The following is a 20,603-nucleotide window of genomic DNA, read 5'->3' on the forward strand; positions in this document are numbered from 1 at the left end:
AAACGGAGGTGGACGTATTGTCACGACTATCTCAGCAGCATAGGCATAATGGCCAGAGCCAGCGTAATCGCAAGCTGCGTAGTACGCCATTAAAACGCTCTAATTCGAGACGTAGACTGGCTAAAGAACATTACAAAAAAGGATATGCAGCAGGCTATCAAATGGGCATTGCTTCAGGAAAGGAGCAATTCGACCACCACATAGAGGGAACTAGCATTATTATTCCGACTTACAACAAGCTGAACTTGCTCAAACAATGTATCGCTAGTATTCAGCAGTATACATCTGAGGCACACGAAATTATTGTAGTGGACGATGCGTCAACGGATGGAACAGCTGCCTATTTGCGCAAGTTGTCAGGGCAGATTCGCTATCACATACACGACAAAAATTACGGGTTTGCAAGCTCTATGAATACTGGTTTGAAAATGGCAAAAGGCAAAACGATATGTTTGTTAAACAATGACATTATCGTAACGACGAATTGGCTAGGTAATTTGCTGCACTGCTTAGAAAGTGATCCTGCGATTGGGATGGTTGGTCCCGTAACTAACTATATTAGCGGGGAACAACAGATTGAGGTTTCCTATAGTACGAATCAAGAAATGCAGCAATTTGCAAGGCAGCACAATGAGCAGGACGCAAGCAAATGGAAAATCGTTGAGCGGATAGTCGGTTTTTGTATGCTTTTTCAAAAATCATTTTTTGAACAGACCGGCTACTTAGATGAAGGGTATAAGATCGGAAACTTTGAGGATGAAGATTTCATCATTCGTACACGATTGGCAGGTCGAAAGTTAGCGATTGCTGGTGATTGTTTCATTCATCATTTTGGCAGCCAAAGTATGAGGGAGCTTGGCGAGCAACTGCAAGAAATTTATAAACAAAATGAAGCCTTCTATCAGCAGAAATGGAGCAATCCCTACGAGTGGGTTCAACGTGTAACGGAATGGTCCGAGTCTCAAGCAGTGATTAAGGAAGGTGAATGGGATACAGGAGCCTCCCGGAGAGCCATTTCCTTTTATCCGACCCATGTAGCAGTTACAGGCTTGAATGGGACTGTTTTTTGGGTGGAGCAGGGGGTAAAGTATCCGATTCAAGGGGCATACCCTTTTCCTGCGGTTAAGCTGTCTCAAATTGAGCTATTGTCATGGCCGACAGGTTCGGATATAGAAGCTGATATAGCGGCTGAGAAGTGGCGGGGAACGATGACGCTTGACGACATGATACCTGACGGAGGGGTGTTTGTTACAGAGAGCGGTCATTGGTTTCAACGAGATGGAAATACATGTCGTATGTTGATAAGCGAATATGTGCTTAAGCGTTGGAAGCTGAGTGATAGGGTGATGTCACGATCAGGGATGGAGAAATCGCAGTTAGTAGAGGGGCTGCCAATCATGGCTGCACCTGTCCTCGTAAACGGCAATTTGTGATGGGAATAATATCGACTTGAGCATGCAGGCTGCAGCGGAGTTTTCATGTCTGCATGCTGGTCGATAAATAATGATTTTATATCCAACGGCAATTGATAGGCAGATGACGGTGAGCTTTAGCACGGAAGCGGCATATCGTATATCAATCTAGAACGAAATAGAGGCAGCAGTTCTATTAGGGGCAAATGGACCATTGAATGAACGGGAGGTATAACCTATGAAGCCTGAAGATAAAGTGAATGAAATCATTGTCCATATGGCTCACACGCATAATCAGATGGCAAAAATATTGCAGGCAAAGCGTCAGGTGGCAGTTAGAATGTCACAACTCGTTCATGCTGTTCCAGATGAGCTTCCTCAAGTCGAACATGTATCTGAGGTAAAGGTACAATCAGGACAAGTTACTCGTTGCCTCATCGATTATATGATGAGTATTGCTGAGTTAGAAGATGCCATGGCTGATCAATTGAAGTTGGTGTTGAAGGACCTGCATGAGCCAGAAGAAGAATAGAAAAAGCAGTTACCTTATTCATTAGCAGTCAGGAGGGAAAGATTTGGATCGTGAACATGCCAACATTCGAATTTTGGAATCTATGGCGGACATGCAATGGAATATTGCGATTATGCTGGAAGCCAAAACATTGGAAGCAGAGAAAGTGCGTAATTGGCTGCTTAATCATATGATCGCGAGCGACAGCGCAGACGCTCATGAACAGACGAAGGATGCGCTAGATGTCCATGCTCAAGTGATAGAGGTCATTGCTGGATTAACAAGATTACAGCAAAGCTTAAACCGTAATATGCAGACGATTCTTGATCCGGATGGACAGGATGAACAAGGTGCAGGTCATGCGAATAATGGTGGTTTTAAAGGTCAGCTTGATCTGGATGAAATGACATGAAGCAGCTTCAAGGGCAAGCGTCCAAGCAAGACACCAAGCATGCAGCGAAGTTGAAAGAACAACGCTTTGTCCTCGATGATCTTCGTCGCAACTATCGGTCAGAACGAGCGGTTGCGGCCCAACTGCATTTGTTGGAGGCAATTGAACGCAGTCAAGCTGCAATAAGCTCGCTGTTAGATCGGTTCTCCCCTCATATTGAGCAGTTAGCCACGCGCAAAAAGGAGAACGCATAGTCCGATACGCAGGGAGGGATGGAATAGATGAAGAAAAAAAGAGCTAAGAAGAAGCGGAAGGAGTCGACTCAGCGGAAAGTACGTATTCGGCGACAGTCGACAAAAGAAAGCGCTAAAAAGGCCAAACCTGCCACTGAGAAAGAAACAAAAGGAAGACGTCTGTCCAAGAAAAGAGTACGGACAACGAACTCCGCGAGTTCCAAGTTATCAACCAAATCTAAAAAACGAGTAAATCATGCGTATGATAAAAGCTATAACGAAGCATTTAATCAAGGTTTTAACGAAGGATTTGCAAAAGGCTTCGAGGATGGGCACCATATCATATACAGCCAGCAGGCTTAAACCAACTTTTATGCAGCAAGACATGAAAATGATCATATGTCTGAATTTCAGGTGATGCCATGCAGCAAGTTAGACAGAAAGAACGTGCAAAAGGACGACGGGACGGCTTCTCCATAGGATATAAGCATGGTTATCGCCTTGGTACGGCTGAAGCTGTTGTGTCACAGATTCCTATGATGCCACCCAAGTCGTCACCGTTGCGAATTCTTTATATTCCACAAGGATTTGAAGCGATTGACCACGGATGCAGCATTGCTTTGAGTAAAATGAGCAGTGCGTATGCGGAAGCACATCCCTCCCGACTTATAGAGGAAGCGCAGCGTTTCAAGCCAGATCTCATTGTCGTTCTAAATGCCCTTCATGTATTTCCTCAGGAACATCCTGAACATATCATATGGGCGAAGCAGCAAGGTATAAAGACGGCGATATGGTTTGTCGATGATCCTTACTTCACTCAAGACACAGCAGTATTAGCCCCGTATTATGACTTCGTATTCACCCATGAACAGCAATGTGTTCCTTTCTACAAGCAGTTGGGATGTAGACATGTTTACCACCTTCCTCTCGCGGCAGCAACAGAACGCTTCCGTCCTATTCGGTCAGACTATCGTTATTGCCATGATATTTGCTTTATTGGCAACGGCTTTTGGAATCGGGTAGCGTTTTTTGATAGTTATGCGGATCAGCTGATGAAGTACGATATTTCTATTGCAGGTGGCTATTGGGATCGGATGGTCACGCATGCTCGTTGGGGGAAGCGGCTGCGTTCAGGGTGGGTTCCTCTAGAAGAGAGTGTTTATTATTACAATTCTTCCAAAATTATATTAAATATTCATCGTCCCCATGAACAAGGGGCTGACAATCGAAATACATTTGACCTTCCTGCGCAGTCGATTAATCCTCGCACCTATGAAATTGCTGCTTGTGGTGCGTTTCAACTTACCGATGTGCGGAGTGATTTGGCTCAAATGTATACGCCAGGCTGGGATATTGAAACTTTCCAGACAGGCGAAGAACTTATGCAAAAGATTGAATACTACTTAAATCATGAAGAAGAGAGGATGCGTATCGCGATGCGCTCTCTTCAAACCACATTTATGCGTCATACGTTTGAGCATCGGGTGCATCATATGCTTGACGTCATTGAGAAGGGCTACTCGTTACCTTCAGTAGCATTGTTAAACTGATAAAGCATGAAGGGAAGGAGGAATAGGATGGCTGGTGCAACAGAGAAAAAAGGCATAGTCAAGCAATCTCGACCATCATTGCTGCATCAGGTGCGGTCGGCTAGTGATAAAGGAGCGCGAGAAGGACACGAACGAGGATACGGAGAAGGGTACTTTCGTGGAAGAGCACAAGCGCTTGTGCATACACTTACTGAACATGCTCCCCAGCGCCAATTACGTATTATTTACGTATCGTCAGGCAAAGGATTCCCTTATTCACCGCTTGATGAAGCTGTGGTATCAACGATGCAGGCAATGGCTATAGATGTGCGAGTATCGGGACCTAAAGATTCAATAGCTGTAAGTGCCGTAGAATATCGTGCAGATCTAGTCCTCGTTCTAGATGGCATGGATTTTCCAGCTGAGCAGCTTATTGAGCTGAAGGCTCTCGCTATTCGTACAGCGTTATGGATTACAGATGATCCCTATTATACGGATCGGATGTCAGCGGTTGCTCCTCATTATGATTATATTTTTACATTAGAATCTACGGCCATCGAGTACTATCAATCATTAGGATGTAGGCAAGTGCATCATTTGCCTTTTGCTGCTTTTCCTGAACATTTTACTCCGCGGGCTTCTCCGGCTCCATTTCAGTATGACTTTAGCTTTATTGGCTCTGCTTATTGGAATCGAGTGCGTTTCTTCGAGCCAATTATGGATCGACTAATGAAATACAATACTCATGTTTCAGGGTTATGGTGGGATCGGCTTCCCCAATACAAGAAGCATAAGTCATCTATTAAGCTTGATCTTTGGATGGGTCCAAAAGAAACAGCAGAATTTTATAATAGTAGTAAAATTGTAATAAATATGCATAGAGATTATGATGATTCGACAGTAAACCAAAACTCTCAGCAAATTAGAGCAACATCACCTAATCCCCGCACATTTGAAATTAACGGATGTGGGGCTTTGCAACTGACAGATGCTCGAAGTGATTTAGCTAGTTTTTATGTGCCTGGAGTTGAACTTGTAACGTATGAAACCCCTATCGACTTGCTGGAAAAAGCGGTTTACTATTTAACCCACGAAGAGGAACGTAGAGAGATTGCATTGCGCGGATTAGCGCGTACGTTGAAAGATCATAGTTATGTGAAACGCCTCCAGCAGCTGTTGGGTATTATATTTGATCGTCAAACAGAGTGAGGAGATTTTACCTTATGGAGCTTGTTTTTTGCCCTCGGCCTAGAACGATTAGGTGGGGGTATTTTTGCTGCCTATGTATGAAGTGACATTGTAGGTGAGGGATGAGCAAGCTTGTCTATTTTCGATAAGCGGTCTAATTTGCTGAATGGCTGATTATCGGCAAATATGTTCGATTTTAAGAGGATTAACGTTCAAGAAAGCGTTATTATAGGGGTTATTTGTGGATTATCTCCTTTTATCTTTCGTTTTCATTAAGAATAGAGAAAGAATGAGCTTGAGCGAGGAAATGATATGAAAATAAAAGATTGAAATGGTTTATATGACTGCCATAATTAGGGATTGTCTAAAATGAGCGCTGTGATTTGTTTACAGTCTCGGAGCAGAGGAGTAAGATTCAGTTCAGCAACAGCAACTACATTCCGTAGCGTCTGAAATCGCTGAGTTCCGCATAAGGTGCGGAAGCGGGGGAACCAAATGCAAACGGCTGCCTGACTAAGCTTGAAAGGCCGCAGGCAATCGTTTGTTGGGGTGAATCTAGAGATCGGTACGCAATTCCAGCTTATCGCAGGAATTGGTGCAATTGGTGCCGAGAACTGGTAGGGCAACTCTTCGAGCCCGAATCCGACAGCTAACCTCGTAAGCGTCCGAGGAGAGGCGTGCCTGAATACCGTTATGTATACTGGCGCATTTCGAATGGCCTCACACCCGAAAATGACCGCTGTACGGATTTCAGGAGGAATGAACAAGATGCATAGTGAGGGGCGCATGGTAACTGTATTTGCTCCCAATGCGATGGGTGTTGATTTTTTGAAGCAGCTGCGAGGTGCGAATGTATCTGTAGCCGCGATATCGAACAATACCCGTCTAACAGCTAATATGGAGAAGTTAGGTGTAAAGCATATTTGCAACGTGCGAACGACATCGCAGCGAAAGACAATGGTGCTGCCAACTGTACCTGTAGGGCGCATGTATGTATTTGAGCAAAGCTTCGCACTGACATGCCGCTTGTTGCAGCAGTGTCGTCCTTGGACGGACGAAATCATTACGGTGATTACGAAACAGAATTATCCGAAGTCGATTTATCGGATGTTGGGGGCAGATTTGGTCATTTATACGCAGTCAGACCAAGTGTCCTTTCTGCTGACTGATTTATTGAGTCAGGACAGCCATCAGCCTGCTTGAACGAGCTTATGATGATCATAGCCTCGTATGGTTCGGGTATAGGTGATGATAGAAATACAATCAGATAGCTTTGGGCTTTGCTCATCGCTGAGTCCCTTTATAAGGGAACGGGGGAACCAATCGATATGCATCTGCATGTCTGGGGTGAGTCCGGATGACTGCTCGGCTTCCATTGCATAGATGGAGCGTCGAATTAGCATCTGGTAGGGCGACTCTTGCGTCCGAATCCGTCAGCTAACCTCGTAAGCGTCCGTAGAGGCAGCCTTATTTCGTCGTGGATCGATGCACGGTTTCTATAGCTGTGTTTATTTGGCCACGCGGAAAGGGGACCTCCTTCCGCGTGGCCTTTTTGCGTCCCGACAAGTCAGTATGCTTGCCGGCAAGAGCGAAAATCAGGAGAGCGCAACAGCATCTGACTAGACAAAGGGAGGAATGGTACATGTTCGATGCGGTGATGTGTATTTTACTGTTGATGTTAGGAATTGCAGCCTATGTCGTCATACATTGGTGCTCGCAAGAAATTGATAGATGAGGTGATGGAAATGATGATCGCGCTAGGTATTGTGATTGCTGCACTATTTCTATATTTAGCATACGCGCTAGTTAAACCTGAGAAGTTCTAATTTCAGCAGATACTAGGCGTAAATAATTAAAAATACTTGGCATGCAACTGGGAATTACGTAACTAGTAATTCGGAACGCACCGAAACAAGATACGATGTTGAATGATCGAAGCGGGGTTAAATCTAGAGAGGTGGAACGAGAGATGACGTTATTAGGCTGGGTATCGATTGGCCTTACTCTACTGCTAGTGCTATTGTTGGCACGCCCAACAGGTATTTATCTAGCACGAGTATTTCATAGTGAAGGGGCACGGATGCCGCTTAACGGTATATTTGGACCGATAGAGAAACTATTGTTCAAGCTATTTGGCATTAAAGAAACGAATCAGACGTGGAAAAGTTATGCGACAGCATTAATTTTGACGAATGTGTTTATGATGCTGCTTGTTTACACCGTATTACGCTTGCAAGGCAGTCTTCCGTTGAACCCAAGCGGCATAGCGGGTATGGAGCCGACATTGGCGTTCAATACGACAATCAGCTTTATGACGAATACGAACTTGCAGCATTACAGCGGTGAAAGCGGATTGAGCTATTTGTCTCAAACGCTGGGCATTACGTTCATGATGTTTACAGCACCAGCTACTTCGCTTGCGATTGCCTTTGCCTTTATGAGAGGAATTGCTGGCAAGCCGCTCGGCAACTTCTTCGTAGATTTAGTGCGCAGCATCGTACGCGTGCTGATGCCGATAGCTATCGTTGCAGCGATTCTATTGGTTGCCTTGGGGACACCACAAACATTTGCACCAACAGAAACGGTGACAACGCTGCAAGGTGCAGAGCAGCAAATTGCCCGCGGGCCAATCGCTTCCTTCTTATCTATTAAGGAATTAGGCAATAACGGTGGCGGGTTTATGGGTGTGAACTCTGCGCATCCGTTTGAAAATACAAACGGCATTAACAATATGCTGCAAATTTTGCTCATGATGCTGTTAACGACTTCTCTTCCGTTTGCATACGGTCGAATTGTTGGAAGTGCGAAAGAAGGCAGAGTACTCTTCGTCGCCATGTCAATTATGTTTATTATGATGCTTGGAATCGCGGTAACAGCAGAGCAAGTGGGCAATCCAGCACTGCATCAGCTTGGTATGTCAGGCCCTAGTATGGAAGGTAAGGAAGTGCGCTTTGGTGTAGCACAGTCTGCCTTGTACGCAGTCGTTACGACAGCTTCTGAGACAGGGGCCGTTAACACGATGCATGACACATTAACACCGCTTGGTGGATTAGTTCCGCTAGGAAATATGATGCTTAATACCGTGTTTGGCGGTGTAGGTGTAGGTTTTGTGAACGTATTGATGTATGCGATGATTGCCGTATTTTTATCAGGCTTAATGGTAGGACGCACTCCTGAATTTTTGGGACGCAAGTTGGAAATTCGGGAAATGAAGCTTATCGCCGTAACACTTATTATTCAGCCGATTCTTATTTTGGTGCCGACGGCGATCGCGCTTGTATTTTATCCTGAGACGATATCAAATGCTGGCTTCCATGGCATTTCACAGGTGCTGTATGAATATACGTCTTCAGCTGCAAACAACGGGTCAGGGTTTGAGGGACTTGGCGATGCAACACCATTCTGGAATATATCAACGGGATTGGTTATGTTCTTCGGACGCTATATTAGCATGATTACGTTGCTGGCTGTTGCTGGATCGCTTATGGCGAAACGTCCAGTGCCGGTCACATCAGGTACATTTAAGACGAGCAACGCAACGTTCGGTACGATTTTCGTCGGTACGATTCTCGTTGTTGGTGCTTTGACGTTCTTCCCGATTCTTGTGCTTGGACCAATTGCAGAACATTTGACTTTGTGGAAATAATCGTTTGCGAACGAGAGGAGAAATAAGCAATGAGTACAGTACAATCGATGAAAACTCCGTCATCGTATGATAGCGGGTCTCGAAGTGAAATCAAGAAATCGAAGTCGATGTTCGGTGGCGACATCGTTCGTCAAGCTTCTATAGATGCTTTGCGCAAATTCCATCCGAAGTTTATGATCAAAAATCCGATGATGTTCCTTGTGGAACTTGGCTTTGTTATCACCTTGCTATTGACGTTTGTCCCTGATGCATTCGGGAGCGCAGCTCCTCGCTGGTACAACGGAGTTGTTAGTTTGATTTTGTTTGTGACTGTGTGGTTCGCGAACTTCGCGGAAGCGTTGGCGGAAGGTAGAGGGAAAGCCCAAGCAGATTCCTTGAAGCAGACGAAGAAAGACTTGTGGGCGCAAAAAGTGACTTCGACAGGTACGATTCGTGTTTCTTCTGTAAGCTTACGAAAAGGCGATATTATTATCGTTCGTGAAGGTGAGACCATTGCTGGTGACGGGGAAGTTATTGAAGGCTTGGCATCGATTGATGAGTCTGCGATTACGGGGGAATCCGCTCCTGTACTAAAGGAATCAGGCGGTGACTTTTGCTCCGTTACAGCTGGAACACGTGTGGTAAGTGACTGGGTGAAAGTTCGTATTACAAGTGATCCGGGCGAATCCTTCTTGGATCGCATGATTGCCTTGGTTGAAGGAGCAGAACGTCAAAAGACGCCGAATGAACTAGCGTTGCATACGGTACTTGTAAGCTTGACACTTATTTTTCTTATCGTAGTCGTTACACTTCCTTTCTTCGGTAAATATTTGAACATTACGCTGCATACGGCAGAATTGATTGCGCTGCTTGTCTGTCTTATTCCGACGACAATCGGTGGCTTACTCTCCGCTATCGGGATCGCAGGTATGGATCGCGTTACGCGCTTCAACGTCATAGCTACTTCTGGTAAAGCGGTCGAAGCATGCGGAGATATCCATACTATTATTTTGGATAAGACAGGTACGATTACGTATGGTAACCGTCTTGCGAACGATCTAATTCCGGTTAATGGCAACAGTGTGCAGACATTGGCACGCTGGGCAGCTGTAAGTTCTCATTCTGATGAGACTCCAGAAGGGCGCTCTGTATTGGAGTGGCTTGTGAAGCACAGTCTTAGCTATGATCGTGAGCTGTCAGAGCAAGGAGAGTTTGTCCCCTTCAAAGCAGAAACGCGGATGAGTGGCATTGATTTGCCAGATGGACGGCTCGTTCGTAAAGGTGCGGTAGATGCGATTAAGCAGTGGGTTGCAAGTAAAGGCGGGGTAATTCCAGCTGATCTTGATGGTGTTACAGAAAAAATTGCAAAGGCAGGCGGTACACCGCTAGCTGTTGCAGTAGACAATCAAATTTATGGCGTTATTTATTTGAAGGATACGGTAAAACCAGGTATGCGCGAACGGTTCGAACAGCTGCGGAAAATGGGAATTCGCACGGTAATGTGTACGGGTGATAATCCGCTTACTGCTGCCACAATTGCTCGCGAAGCTGGGGTGGATGACTTTATTGCAGAGAGCAAGCCGGAAGATAAGCTGGCCTTAATTCGTAAAGAGCAAGGAGAAGGCAAACTTGTTGCGATGACAGGGGACGGTACGAATGATGCGCCAGCACTGGCGCAAGCGGATGTCGGTATTGCGATGAACAGTGGAACAACAGCAGCAAAAGAAGCTGCCAACATGGTCGATTTGGATTCGGATCCGACAAAAGTAATTGAAGTCGTAGCCATCGGCAAGCAGTTGCTTATGACGCGCGGCGCACTGACTACGTTCAGTATTGCGAACGATGTGGCTAAATATTTTGCCATCATTCCAGCCTTGTTTATGATCGCAATTCCTGAATTGTCTGCTCTGAATATAATGGGTCTTCATTCACCGATGTCAGCCGTTTTGTCGGCACTTGTGTTCAATGCGGTTATTATTCCGCTGCTCATTCCGTTAGCGATGAAAGGGGTAGCTTACAAGCCGCTTAGCTCGGAACAACTGCTGCGCCGTAATATGTTGATTTACGGACTAGGTGGTCTCGTGGCACCATTTATCGGCATTAAGCTAATAGATTTAGTTGTCGGAGTTTTCTTGTAAATTCCAAAGAACTCGACTACAACAGCGATTGTAAACAGGATCTGCTCTTCAAAAGTAAAGGCAACGAATAGGGTTTATCGAGTCATTTCCATTTTCAGATTAAATAGAGAATAAATAAGATATGAAAAAGGTTTTACATGTAATGTAGTTACCGAAATGAAGGTCTACCTATAAAAATAGAGATACACTCCTATTAAAAATAACAAGGATACTATGCGTAAATACGCGAAAGGATGACCATGCATGAACACTTACGCTTCATCATCAAACAGTCGTGAATCATCAGCCTCTCACTCACAAGGAAATAATCAAGGTGGTGGTCTGGGCACCATTATCCGAATGAGCATCGGCCTTATGGTCTTATGCGGGCTTGTGTATCCAATTGTTATGACGGCGGCAGCACAAACCTTATTTCCTCATCAAGCGAATGGTAGTCTAGTAAAGGATAAAAGTGGTCAAATTGTTGGTTCAGCATTAATTGGCCAGACTTTTACGGATTCGAAATATTTCCACGGACGTGTATCCAGTATTGAATATAACGGAGTTGGTTCAGGCTCAGGCAACTTAGCACCGTCGAACGAAGCGCTCACAGAGCGTGTAGCCCAATCGTTTAGCGATTGGAAGGAACAGAACCCACAAGTGGCGGTATCTGAAGTTCCAGCAGATTTATTGACAAATTCGGCTTCGGGTCTTGATCCACATATCACGCCTCAAGCAGCAGTTGTGCAGATCCCTCGTATTGTTAAAGCAACAGGACTGTCTGAGTCTCAATTGGCGCAGTTAGTGGAAAAGCATACGGAAGGGCCTGACCTTGGAGTGTTTGGTGAAAGTAGAGTCAATGTGTTGTTATTGAATATCGAATTGGGACAATTGTTGAAATAAAAGCACTAGGCGGGAGGTTGGCCATGAAAGAAGGGGATGCTTATCGCAGGCGCTCGCCTGAGGTGCTGCTTAAGCTCATTGAGGAGATGCGGCGCGGCCGACTATGCATTCTTGTAGCAGTGGCTAGTGGCGCTGGGAAGACGACTCAATTGATTCATGAAGGTGAATTAAGAGCGAAAGAAGGCTTGGAGGTTGTCTGGGGAACTTCTGTACCAGAGCAAGACACTGCTACCTCATCAATAGAAGCGGTTGCAGCAATAAGTTGGGCTCGTGGTCAGTTACAGTTGGAAGATTTGGACGTGGAGCGTTTGTGCGAACGAGCACCAGATATCGTGCTAGTAGATGGCTTAGCCCAGCCGAATCGCCCTGAAGCAGCACGAACACGCCGGTTGGACGATGTGCGATTTTTGTTGCAGCAAGGAATTAGTGTCATTGCGACAATGAATGCCTATGAAGACGAGCGTGTTAGTGAACAAGCTCGTCGTATCGCTGGTGTCGATCCGAAATGGACCTTGCCAGCAGAGGTGCTGCAGGCAGCAGATGAGGTTCGCTTGCTGGATGTATCCGCAGAAACGTTAATGGAGCGCAGGCAGGTTTATTCGCAGAAGGAACGTATATCGTTTGCATCGGTAAATAAGAAAAGACAAAATAAACGAGTTTCTGAACGAAGCCGGCTCAGCATTTTGCGTGAGCTGGCTTTGCGCACGATAGCGAATGATGTGAATGGTTCATTGGAGCAGCATCGACATGAGCTAGGATTGGAGGGTCCATCTGGGGTGACGGAACGCATTCTCGTCCTCGCACAATATGGATGGAACGGTTCTATTCATGTTCGCCGTGGTGAGCAGGTGGCGAAACGACTGAACGGAGAATTGTTTATTTTATCGTTTGTGGATCCAGATGTGCCTTTAACTCAGCTCCAGCTAACATTTCAACGATCATTGAAGAAACTGGTGCAAAAAATAGGCGCTGAGTGGGAGGAAGTGCCCTTGTCCTCACGCAGGCGTATGGCAGGATTGCTGTCCCAATATGCATGGACACACAGCATGACTCGAATCGTACTAGGACATTCACGCCAGTCGAGGTGGCAGGAATGGCTGCATGGTTCACTTGTGAATGGTTTGCTGCGGACGGTGGAGCATACGGACTTGTTCTTTGTGGCGGATCGTTCGGAACGCGAAGGTGAGCGTGTATTTCCTGTGAAGACAGAGCAAAGGATGCCGACACAAGCGTTTAAACGTTGGACCGCAGGTGAACTTGAGGAGCGTGCGGATGGACTAAGGCGTGGACATTTTAAAATTATTATTGGTGCAGCCCCTGGTGTTGGTAAGACGTACAAAATGCTGCAAGAGGGCAATCGACTGCTCGAGCAGGGGATAGATGTCGTAATTGGCCTTCTAGAAACGCATGGTAGACGTGAAACGGCTGCTCAAATTGGAGCTTTGCCTATAGTGAAGCGTCAGAAAATCAAATATCAAGCTCACTTATTAGAAGAAATGAATGTAGCAGAAATATTGACGAGAAAGCCTGAGCTAGTGCTCGTTGATGAATTGGCACATACGAATGTGCCTGGCAGTGTGCATGCTAAGCGCTATGAGGATGTTATTCAACTACTGGAAGCGGGTATTTCAGTCATGTCAACGGTAAATGTCCAGCATATTGAGAGCTTGAATGATGCTGTAGAGCACTTAACAGGGGTGCGTGTCAGGGAAACGGTTCCTGACGGGGTGCTGCGTCTTGCAGATGAGATGGAATTGATCGATGTTACCCCATCTACGATTCAAAAGCGAATGCAGGATGGGCTGATTTATGCAAAAGACAAGGTTGATCAGGCGCTGAACAACTTTTTTCGCATACCTAACTTGATTGGACTTCGCGAGCTTGCCTTGCGTGAAGTAGCCGACGATGTCGATGAGCGCTTGGAATCGTGGGAACGGCGTGCACTGCTGCGGGGGCCGTGGAGGCGCAAAGAAGTAATTTTTGTATGTGTTGAACCTGATGAGCGTGCGGAACGCCTTGTGCGTCATGGGTTTCGAATTGCGCATCGATTAAAGGCGGAGCTGCATGTTATTTGTCTTCCTGTATCGAAGATGCTCCCATCACTTCTATCATTAAATGGTAAACATACCGCGAGTCAACCATTTCTGAAATGGTGTGAGCAAACCGAGGCATTAACCGTTCGACTTGGGGGGACATTTCGTGTTCAAGCGAGTGTGGCTTGTCAATATTGGGCGAAGGAAGCGGTTCGCCTAGCTGATGAACATAAAGCTTCTCAAATGATAGTAGGTGTACCTGCACGGCGTATGCGCAAATCACATATGGGACGTATGCAAATGTTAATGCGAATTGCCCGTCATATGGATGTATTAGTGGTAACTGATAATGAAAGGATGTAAGGAACGGCTGATTTTATTGGCCGTTTTTTCTGTTTTCATAGGCTGACGCAAGTAAATTGTACACTTGGATAAGGTTCAAATGTCGTGCCGATATGTGACCTGTACTAATATATTGAAGTACATTGGTGAAGAGAGGGGGGACTGACCCTGTGACCTATCGGTCGACAGGTAACTGCTATGAGATCACGTATCGTGTGCTTCTCTCATTTATGTAATCAAACGTATATTACAGGTGCAGAGAAATTAATCCTCTTTCTCATGCGTGAACTTCGGACCAACTTCAACTTCGAATGCATTCTGATCGTGCCTCAGGAAGGGATATTGTCACAAGAGGCAGTGAATGCAGGGATCTCCTACTATGTTCAGCCTTGCCGATTGTTCTACTCCATGATGGAACCTCATGCTGATCTGCATAATGAATTGGAGCAATTACGTGCACACTCGGAATGGGATGCGGTTGTTGGCTTGCTTCAACGTCTAGCTCCTGATTATGTGCTGACAAATACGTGTGTGCATGCTATCCCAGCAGTAGCAGCTCAATCGCTGAACATTCCTGTCATTTGGCAGATTACTGAGAAGATCCCAGACAATGCGTATACAATCCATGCAGCAGCGATTGTACATCAGTATGCAGAGGCAGTTATCGGTATATCTCAATCGGCAGTGGCCTTTATGACACGCTATCCTCAAGCTTTCCCCACCTCTTCGCCCCCTGTTCTGTTTACACTTCCTCCTTCATGGGACGACAAAGCATTGGAGCCTGACTTATGGCCTCAGTCAAGAGCGAAGAAACGCGTCGAATTAGGCATCGCTCCAGAAATGTGCTTAGTTGGGTATGTTGCAGCAACGATAACTGCCCAAAAAGGACTGGAACATTTCGTGTGGATGGCGATGCAAGTTGCAGAAAGAAATACGTCAACGCGCTTCATCGTTATTGGATGCCCCGCTCATCAAGATTATTTCGAGCGATGTCAGCAGCTTGTGCAGCGCTCTTCATTAAAGGACAAATTCCAATTTGCTGGTTTCGAGAACAAGATTCAGCATGTATACCCAGCTATTGATGTTGTTGTGACCCCGAGTCTCTTTCCCGAAGGGTTTGGCATGACAGCACTTGAAGGGCTCATCTTCGGCAAGCCTATTGTCGTCTATCGCTCAGGAGGATTAGAAGAAATACAGCAATCCATGGGCAATGAGCGTTTTATTGCGGATGTGGGGAACTGGCGAGAATTGTCCGATATTGTCAATGGATTGATAAGCAGCCCAGAACAACGGACAGCAGTTGGTATTCATAACTACAACGTAGTTAGACAAGTGTATGGTATCGAGCATTATCGAAGTCTGCTAACTGCATTTTGGAACCTCTTTCGTGCACATAAGCGAACAATCATTCCTGTGCAGACAAGTACAGCTGAGAGTCAACATGATCTTCCGAAAGATGCTAATGAAGTGGTAAGGTCTTCACGTCCCCGGAAGCCTATTCACAAGCGCAAACAATCCAGTAAACCACGAAGAGTTCGGCTATCCCCAAAATCATCACGCAAATCCCCATCTATTCGAAATCGTCGTAAAGCGTCTACCGTATCTAGAGCAACCAGACCGCACAAATCACCACTATCATCGGCGCGGCAAAGGCGAAGAAAGCGAAAGAAGAACGTTAGACGAATGCGCAAGGTGCTGCGAACTGCGAGCAGGAGGTGAATGAGGAAGCGATGCGTGTCATGACTATTTTGGGTACAAGACCAGAAATTATTAGACTTAGTCTGATTATGAAGCAGCTCGATCAATTGGCGGAAAAACATATCGTTGTTCACACTGGTCAAAATTTCACTCACACATTAAGCGATATCTTTTTCGAGGAAATGGGACTGCGATCACCAGACTATAAGTTGTTCGATCAGCAGCAGAGTGTAGGTGAGCAGCTCTCGATTATGTTTCGTGAGATTGAAAAAATATGCCTTAAGGAGAAACCAGATCGCGTGCTTTTGCTCGGTGATACGAACAGTGCATTGAGTGCGATCGTTGTAGAACGATTAGGGATTCCTGTTGTGCATATGGAGGCAGGTAATCGCTGCTTCGATTTGCGAGTTCCTGAGGAGAAAAATAGGCGCATCATTGATACAGTGTCGAGCATTAATATGCCATACACCGAGCAGAGCAAGAAGCATCTCATTAAGGAAGGCATCCCTAGCCAGCGAATCATACTGACAGGCAACCCGATCTATGAGGTGTTGGTACATTATAAGTCGAAAATTGAAGCAAGCACGATATTGACGAGGCTGAATTTGCGGCGTGGAGATTATTTTATTGTGACAACTCATCGGGCCGAAAATGTGGATTGCGCAGAGCATTTGCAGCAAATTATGCAAAGTTTAAATGAGACGGCTGAACGCTATGGCAAGCGAATCATTTGCAGTGTTCATCCTCGTACGAGAGCTAGGATGGAGAGTACTCCACATTTGTCGCTGAACCCTTTGGTAGAATGCTATGAGCCCTTTGGATTTTTTGATTTCGTGAAGCTGGAGCAGCATGCAGCTTGTGCGATTACAGATAGTGGTACGGTCCAAGAGGAGTGCTGTATTTTTCACGTTCCTACTGTGACGATACGCAACACGACAGAACGTCCTGAGACAGTCGATTGTGGGAGTAACATCGTTAGCGGACTAAAGCCGAAGCACATTGTAGAAGCCGTTGGCGTAATGACTTCACTTCCGACTAGTTGGGAATGTCCAAATGGGTACTTAGAGCCCCATGTTTCACATACTGTGGTGAAATTTTTGCTTGGAGGGAAAATGGATGTTTAAGAATAAGCGCATCCTTGTGACCGGTGGTACGGGATCGTGGGGATATGAACTGATACGTCAATTGCTGCCACAGCAACCGAAGGAAATTATCGTATTCTCACGTAACGAATCAAGTCAGGTTGCAATGAGCCGAGAATTTGAAAATAGCAGCCTTAGCTTCTGTATCGGAGATATCCGAGACCTACAAGCGCTTCGAACAGCGTGTAAAGACGTGGACTATGTGTACCATCTTGCAGCGCTCAAGCATGTTCCCGTATGTGAAGAACAGCCCTATGAGGCATTGAAAACGAATGTGGTTGGAACCCAAAATGTGATCGAGGCAGCAATCGAGAATCGAGTCAAAAAAGTAATCTACATTTCAACGGATAAGGCGGCCAATCCTTCGAACTTTTACGGAATGACGAAAGCGATCGGAGAGAAGCTAATCGTTTATGCGAACTTGCTTCCTTCAAGCACGCAATTCGTGTGTGTGCGTGGAGGGAACGTGCTTGGCACGAATGGTTCTGTTGTGCATTTATTTAAGGATCAGATTCACAGCAAGCGTCAAGTTGGCATTACCGATATGAAAATGACTCGATTCTTCTTAACACTTCAAGATGCGATAACACTGCTGTTTAAGGCTTCCGAAGAAAGCCATGGCGGTGAAATATTTGTTATGACCATGCCAACTTGCCGCATCGTTGATCTTGCTGAAGTACTTATTGAAGCATCTAGTGTAGAAGGCGTATCGATTATTGAAAAAGGGATACGACCAGGCGAGAAAATTCATGAAATATTGATGAGTGACTATGAAAGCTTAACAACGGTCGTCTACGACGAACAATATCTTGTTATTTTACCGACACTAGATATTCCAGGATTAAGAGAGAAGTATGCCTTATACCCGTCTGTTGAATTCAATAGCTTCAGTTCCGAGCAAAATGTCATAAGCAAGGAAGAAATTCATCTGATGCTGCAACGAGGGGGCTTCCTTTAATGAAGCTGCTAATTATAGGCGGTAATGGGATGGCGGGCCATATATTGGTCCGTTATTTCCGTCAAAAGCCTGATTATCATGTATTCTACACGTCACGAGACATCGAAGATGAAGCGTCTTTAGTACTCGATGTCACAGACGGAACGAATCTTGATACGCTAATCGAAACGGTGCGTCCGCAGGTCATTATTAATGCAGCAGGTATCTTAAATGAAGAGGCAGAGCGTGCCCCGCTTGAAGCTTATCAAGTAAATGCGTGGCTGCCGCACCAGTTGCGACGGAAAGCCGATCATATTGGCGCTAAAGTGATACACATAAGTACAGATTGCGTGTTCTCAGGCAAGAGCGGCAAGTATATTGAAAATGACAAGCCAGATGGGACGTCCACGTATTCTGTAACGAAAGCACTGGGCGAATTAAAACAACATAACCCTCATTTAACGATTCGCACATCCATTGTAGGACCTGAAATTCGTCCCCATGGCATTGGACTGCTGGAATGGTTTTTGAAGCAAGAAGGGGAAGTGAAAGGCTATAAAAGAGTATATTGGAACGGAGTAACTACGTTAGAGTTAGCAAAAGCGATTGAATATTATGTACAACGCCCTATTTACGGACTTATTCATCTCTCTTATCCGATCCCAATTAGTAAGTACGAGTTGCTCAATTTATTCCAGCAAGCATTTGGCAAGCTGGATGTGAATATTGTGCCAGATGAGAAATATGAAGGTGATAAATCGCTCGTAAATACACGTGAAGATGCTGATTATAGAGTCAAACCGTATCCAGCGATGTTGGAAGAGTTAGCGGACTGGATGAAGCGCCAATGAAGGACGCTTCGATTGTCGTGACAGGAGCGTCTGGGTTTACAGGTGTGCATGCGTGTCAGACACTTGCTGCTTTGGGTATGAAAGTAACTGCTTTCGTGAGACGAAGGGTGTCATTCGATTCTACGTTATCGATCAATCAAATCGAAGTGGATATATTGAAGCCGAAGGCACTGCGTCACTTTATGCAGCAAGTATCACCGCAATATGTGCTTCATCTGGCAGGCATGAATGCGGTGCAGCAATCTTGGCGGGCACCTGCTGAAGCGATGCATATTAATATGCTTGGGACGGTGCATGTTTTGGAGTCAGTGCGAGAGTTTCCAGATACACGGGTGCTCGTCATTACTTCCAAGCTGAAATCTGCGCCAGCTGCTTCCAGTTCTAACTTGCATCCATACGCGATTAGCAAATGGTTTCAAGAACAAGCTGCATTAGCATGGTCTCAACTGTATCCGATGCATATTATGATGGCTGAACCGTCTAATTTGATTGGGCCTGGACCTTCTACAGGCATATGTGCTCTATTAGGTAATTATGTAGCACGATGTGAGCGTGGGGAGCCTGAACAGCCGTTCACCTTTAGTTCGCGAGCGGATTGGAGAGATTATTTGGACGTAAGAGATGCAGTGGCAGCATACGCACATATTTTGCAAAATGGTGCGAACAGCCGCATCTATCGGGTAGAGAGTGGACGAGTGAGAGCGTTAGAGGAAGTATCGGAAGTATTTCAAAATATGGCTACCGCAACTATTCCGTATCAATGGAAAGACACGACACCGCTAGCTGAATTCTCATCTATGTCATCAAAGTCTACAGAGAGCAGCGGAAAAATAAATAACGATCAGGAGGAAGTACTGCCCGTGCTTGAAAGTTGGGGCTGGAAACCCAAATATTCGTTTACAGAATCAGTAGCGGACATTTTGAATTATTTTCGCCAACTGAGGAGGTGACTGTATAGCAATGCAGCCTTTAGTAACGATTATTATGCCTTTCTATAATGACCCTTATGTGGATAGGGCCGTTGCAAGTGCGTTGAATCAAACCTATCCGAACATCGAAATTATCGTCGTTGATGATGGTTCGACTCAATATGCAGATCGAGTGCGTCAATTTGTACCGAGCGTTCATTATTTAGGCAAAGCAAATGGTGGTACGGCTTCAGCGTTAAATCATGCGATTAAATATGCTTCAGGGCAGTATATTGCTTGGTTGAGTTCTGATGATCGCTTCTACCCTGATAAAATCCGCCAGCAAGTTCATTTTATGCAGGAACGACAATCTATTATTAGCTATACGAATTTTGACTATATCGACCCTTTTGATAACGTGACGTCTACGAATGCCGCACTCCTATTTCAACATGATCTAGATTTCTATCGAAGCTTCCTACATTCCAATCCGATTAACGGTTGTACCGTTATGATGCACCGCAGTTTGTTTGAACGCGTTGGTGTGTTTAATGAACATTTACCGTATACGCATGACCTAGATTTATGGTATCGAACGATGCTGGCAGGTTATAAATTTCATTTTCTAAATGTTTCGTTAACAGCCTATCGTCGTCATGAAGCGATGGGAACCATTCGCCATCAAGGTGCGATACAGCAAGAAGTGAAAAGGACGAATCAATGTTATCATCCTCATTTAAGACATTTGATTAACCAATTGTCTAGACGTTGAACGGAGTACAT

General features: G+C 45.4%; 19 protein-coding genes and 2 riboswitches. All 19 genes read left to right on the forward strand.

Annotation, left to right across the window (positions count from 1 at the left end; genetic code table 11):
- Positions 1–17: 17 nt before the first annotated feature.
- Positions 18–1,433, forward strand: coding sequence for a glycosyltransferase family 2 protein (locus IFO66_RS18340; protein ID WP_192026559.1), 1,416 nt, complete (start codon positions 18–20; stop codon positions 1,431–1,433).
- A gap of 217 nt (positions 1,434–1,650) precedes the next feature.
- Complete coding sequence (locus tag IFO66_RS18345) at positions 1,651–1,944, forward strand: nucleoside-diphosphate sugar epimerase (protein ID WP_192026560.1); 294 nt, start codon at positions 1,651–1,653, stop codon at positions 1,942–1,944.
- 43 nt (positions 1,945–1,987) lie between these two features.
- Complete coding sequence (locus IFO66_RS18350) at positions 1,988–2,335, forward strand: alpha-helical endospore appendage domain-containing protein (protein ID WP_225445881.1); 348 nt, start codon at positions 1,988–1,990, stop codon at positions 2,333–2,335.
- Positions 2,332–2,568 (forward strand): hypothetical protein, encoded by a 237-nt coding sequence (locus IFO66_RS18355; protein ID WP_192026561.1) that lies wholly within the window; start codon positions 2,332–2,334, stop codon positions 2,566–2,568. The genes IFO66_RS18350 and IFO66_RS18355 overlap by 4 nt, the downstream gene beginning before the upstream one ends.
- Before the next feature lie 27 nt (positions 2,569–2,595).
- Entirely contained in the window at positions 2,596–2,910 is a 315-nt protein-coding gene (locus IFO66_RS18360; RefSeq protein WP_192026562.1) for a hypothetical protein, read from the forward strand.
- Between the two features lie 59 nt (positions 2,911–2,969).
- Complete coding sequence (locus IFO66_RS18365; RefSeq protein ID WP_192026563.1) at positions 2,970–4,097, forward strand: CgeB family protein; 1,128 nt, start codon at positions 2,970–2,972, stop codon at positions 4,095–4,097.
- Positions 4,098–4,124: 27 nt separating this feature from the next.
- Positions 4,125–5,285 (forward strand): CgeB family protein, encoded by a 1,161-nt coding sequence (locus IFO66_RS18370; protein WP_192026564.1) that lies wholly within the window; start codon positions 4,125–4,127, stop codon positions 5,283–5,285.
- Between the two features lie 425 nt (positions 5,286–5,710).
- Positions 5,711–5,944: riboswitch (cyclic di-AMP (ydaO/yuaA leader) on the forward strand.
- 79 nt (positions 5,945–6,023) lie between these two features.
- Positions 6,024–6,467, forward strand: coding sequence for a hypothetical protein (locus IFO66_RS18375; RefSeq protein ID WP_225445882.1), 444 nt, complete (start codon positions 6,024–6,026; stop codon positions 6,465–6,467).
- A 75-nt stretch (positions 6,468–6,542) separates the two neighbouring features.
- A riboswitch (cyclic di-AMP (ydaO/yuaA leader) is annotated at positions 6,543–6,730 on the forward strand.
- A 228-nt stretch (positions 6,731–6,958) separates the two neighbouring features.
- Positions 6,959–7,090, forward strand: a complete 132-nt coding sequence (gene kdpF / locus IFO66_RS23875) for a K(+)-transporting ATPase subunit F (RefSeq protein WP_225445883.1) — start codon at positions 6,959–6,961, stop codon at positions 7,088–7,090.
- 143 nt (positions 7,091–7,233) lie between these two features.
- Positions 7,234–8,910 (forward strand): potassium-transporting ATPase subunit KdpA, encoded by a 1,677-nt coding sequence (gene kdpA / locus IFO66_RS18390; RefSeq protein WP_192026566.1) that lies wholly within the window; start codon positions 7,234–7,236, stop codon positions 8,908–8,910.
- A gap of 29 nt (positions 8,911–8,939) precedes the next feature.
- Positions 8,940–11,027 carry a potassium-transporting ATPase subunit KdpB gene (gene kdpB, locus IFO66_RS18395; protein WP_192026567.1) on the forward strand — a complete coding sequence of 696 codons (2,088 nt, stop codon included), beginning with the start codon at positions 8,940–8,942 and terminating at the stop codon, positions 11,025–11,027.
- Positions 11,028–11,270: 243 nt separating this feature from the next.
- A complete protein-coding gene (kdpC, locus tag IFO66_RS18400; RefSeq protein ID WP_192026568.1) occupies positions 11,271–11,909 on the forward strand; it encodes a potassium-transporting ATPase subunit KdpC in 639 nt (212 codons plus the stop codon).
- Positions 11,910–11,932: 23 nt separating this feature from the next.
- Complete coding sequence (locus IFO66_RS18405) at positions 11,933–14,305, forward strand: histidine kinase (protein WP_192026569.1); 2,373 nt, start codon at positions 11,933–11,935, stop codon at positions 14,303–14,305.
- A gap of 177 nt (positions 14,306–14,482) precedes the next feature.
- Complete coding sequence (locus tag IFO66_RS18410; RefSeq protein ID WP_192026570.1) at positions 14,483–16,003, forward strand: glycosyltransferase family 4 protein; 1,521 nt, start codon at positions 14,483–14,485, stop codon at positions 16,001–16,003.
- An 11-nt stretch (positions 16,004–16,014) separates the two neighbouring features.
- The gene (gene wecB, locus IFO66_RS18415) at positions 16,015–17,106 is read left to right on the forward strand and encodes a non-hydrolyzing UDP-N-acetylglucosamine 2-epimerase (protein WP_192026571.1); all 1,092 of its coding nucleotides are present in this window, start codon (positions 16,015–16,017) and stop codon (positions 17,104–17,106) included.
- Positions 17,099–18,082 (forward strand): polysaccharide biosynthesis protein, encoded by a 984-nt coding sequence (locus tag IFO66_RS18420; protein ID WP_192026572.1) that lies wholly within the window; start codon positions 17,099–17,101, stop codon positions 18,080–18,082. Before wecB ends, IFO66_RS18420 begins: the two co-directional genes overlap by 8 nt.
- Positions 18,082–18,912: a dTDP-4-dehydrorhamnose reductase family protein gene (locus IFO66_RS18425; RefSeq protein WP_192026573.1), complete on the forward strand. Its 831-nt coding sequence runs from the start codon at positions 18,082–18,084 to the stop codon at positions 18,910–18,912. Before IFO66_RS18420 ends, IFO66_RS18425 begins: the two co-directional genes overlap by 1 nt.
- Positions 18,909–19,862 carry an NAD-dependent epimerase/dehydratase family protein gene (locus IFO66_RS18430; RefSeq protein WP_192026574.1) on the forward strand — a complete coding sequence of 318 codons (954 nt, stop codon included), beginning with the start codon at positions 18,909–18,911 and terminating at the stop codon, positions 19,860–19,862. Before IFO66_RS18425 ends, IFO66_RS18430 begins: the two co-directional genes overlap by 4 nt.
- Positions 19,863–19,872: 10 nt before the next feature.
- Positions 19,873–20,592 (forward strand): glycosyltransferase, encoded by a 720-nt coding sequence (locus IFO66_RS18435; protein ID WP_192026575.1) that lies wholly within the window; start codon positions 19,873–19,875, stop codon positions 20,590–20,592.
- The last annotated feature ends 11 nt before the right edge of the window (positions 20,593–20,603 follow it).

Origin of the sequence: Paenibacillus arenosi, from assembly GCF_014841135.1 — a bacterium.
Classification (GTDB): Bacteria; Bacillota; Bacilli; order Paenibacillales; family Paenibacillaceae; genus Paenibacillus_B; species Paenibacillus_B arenosi.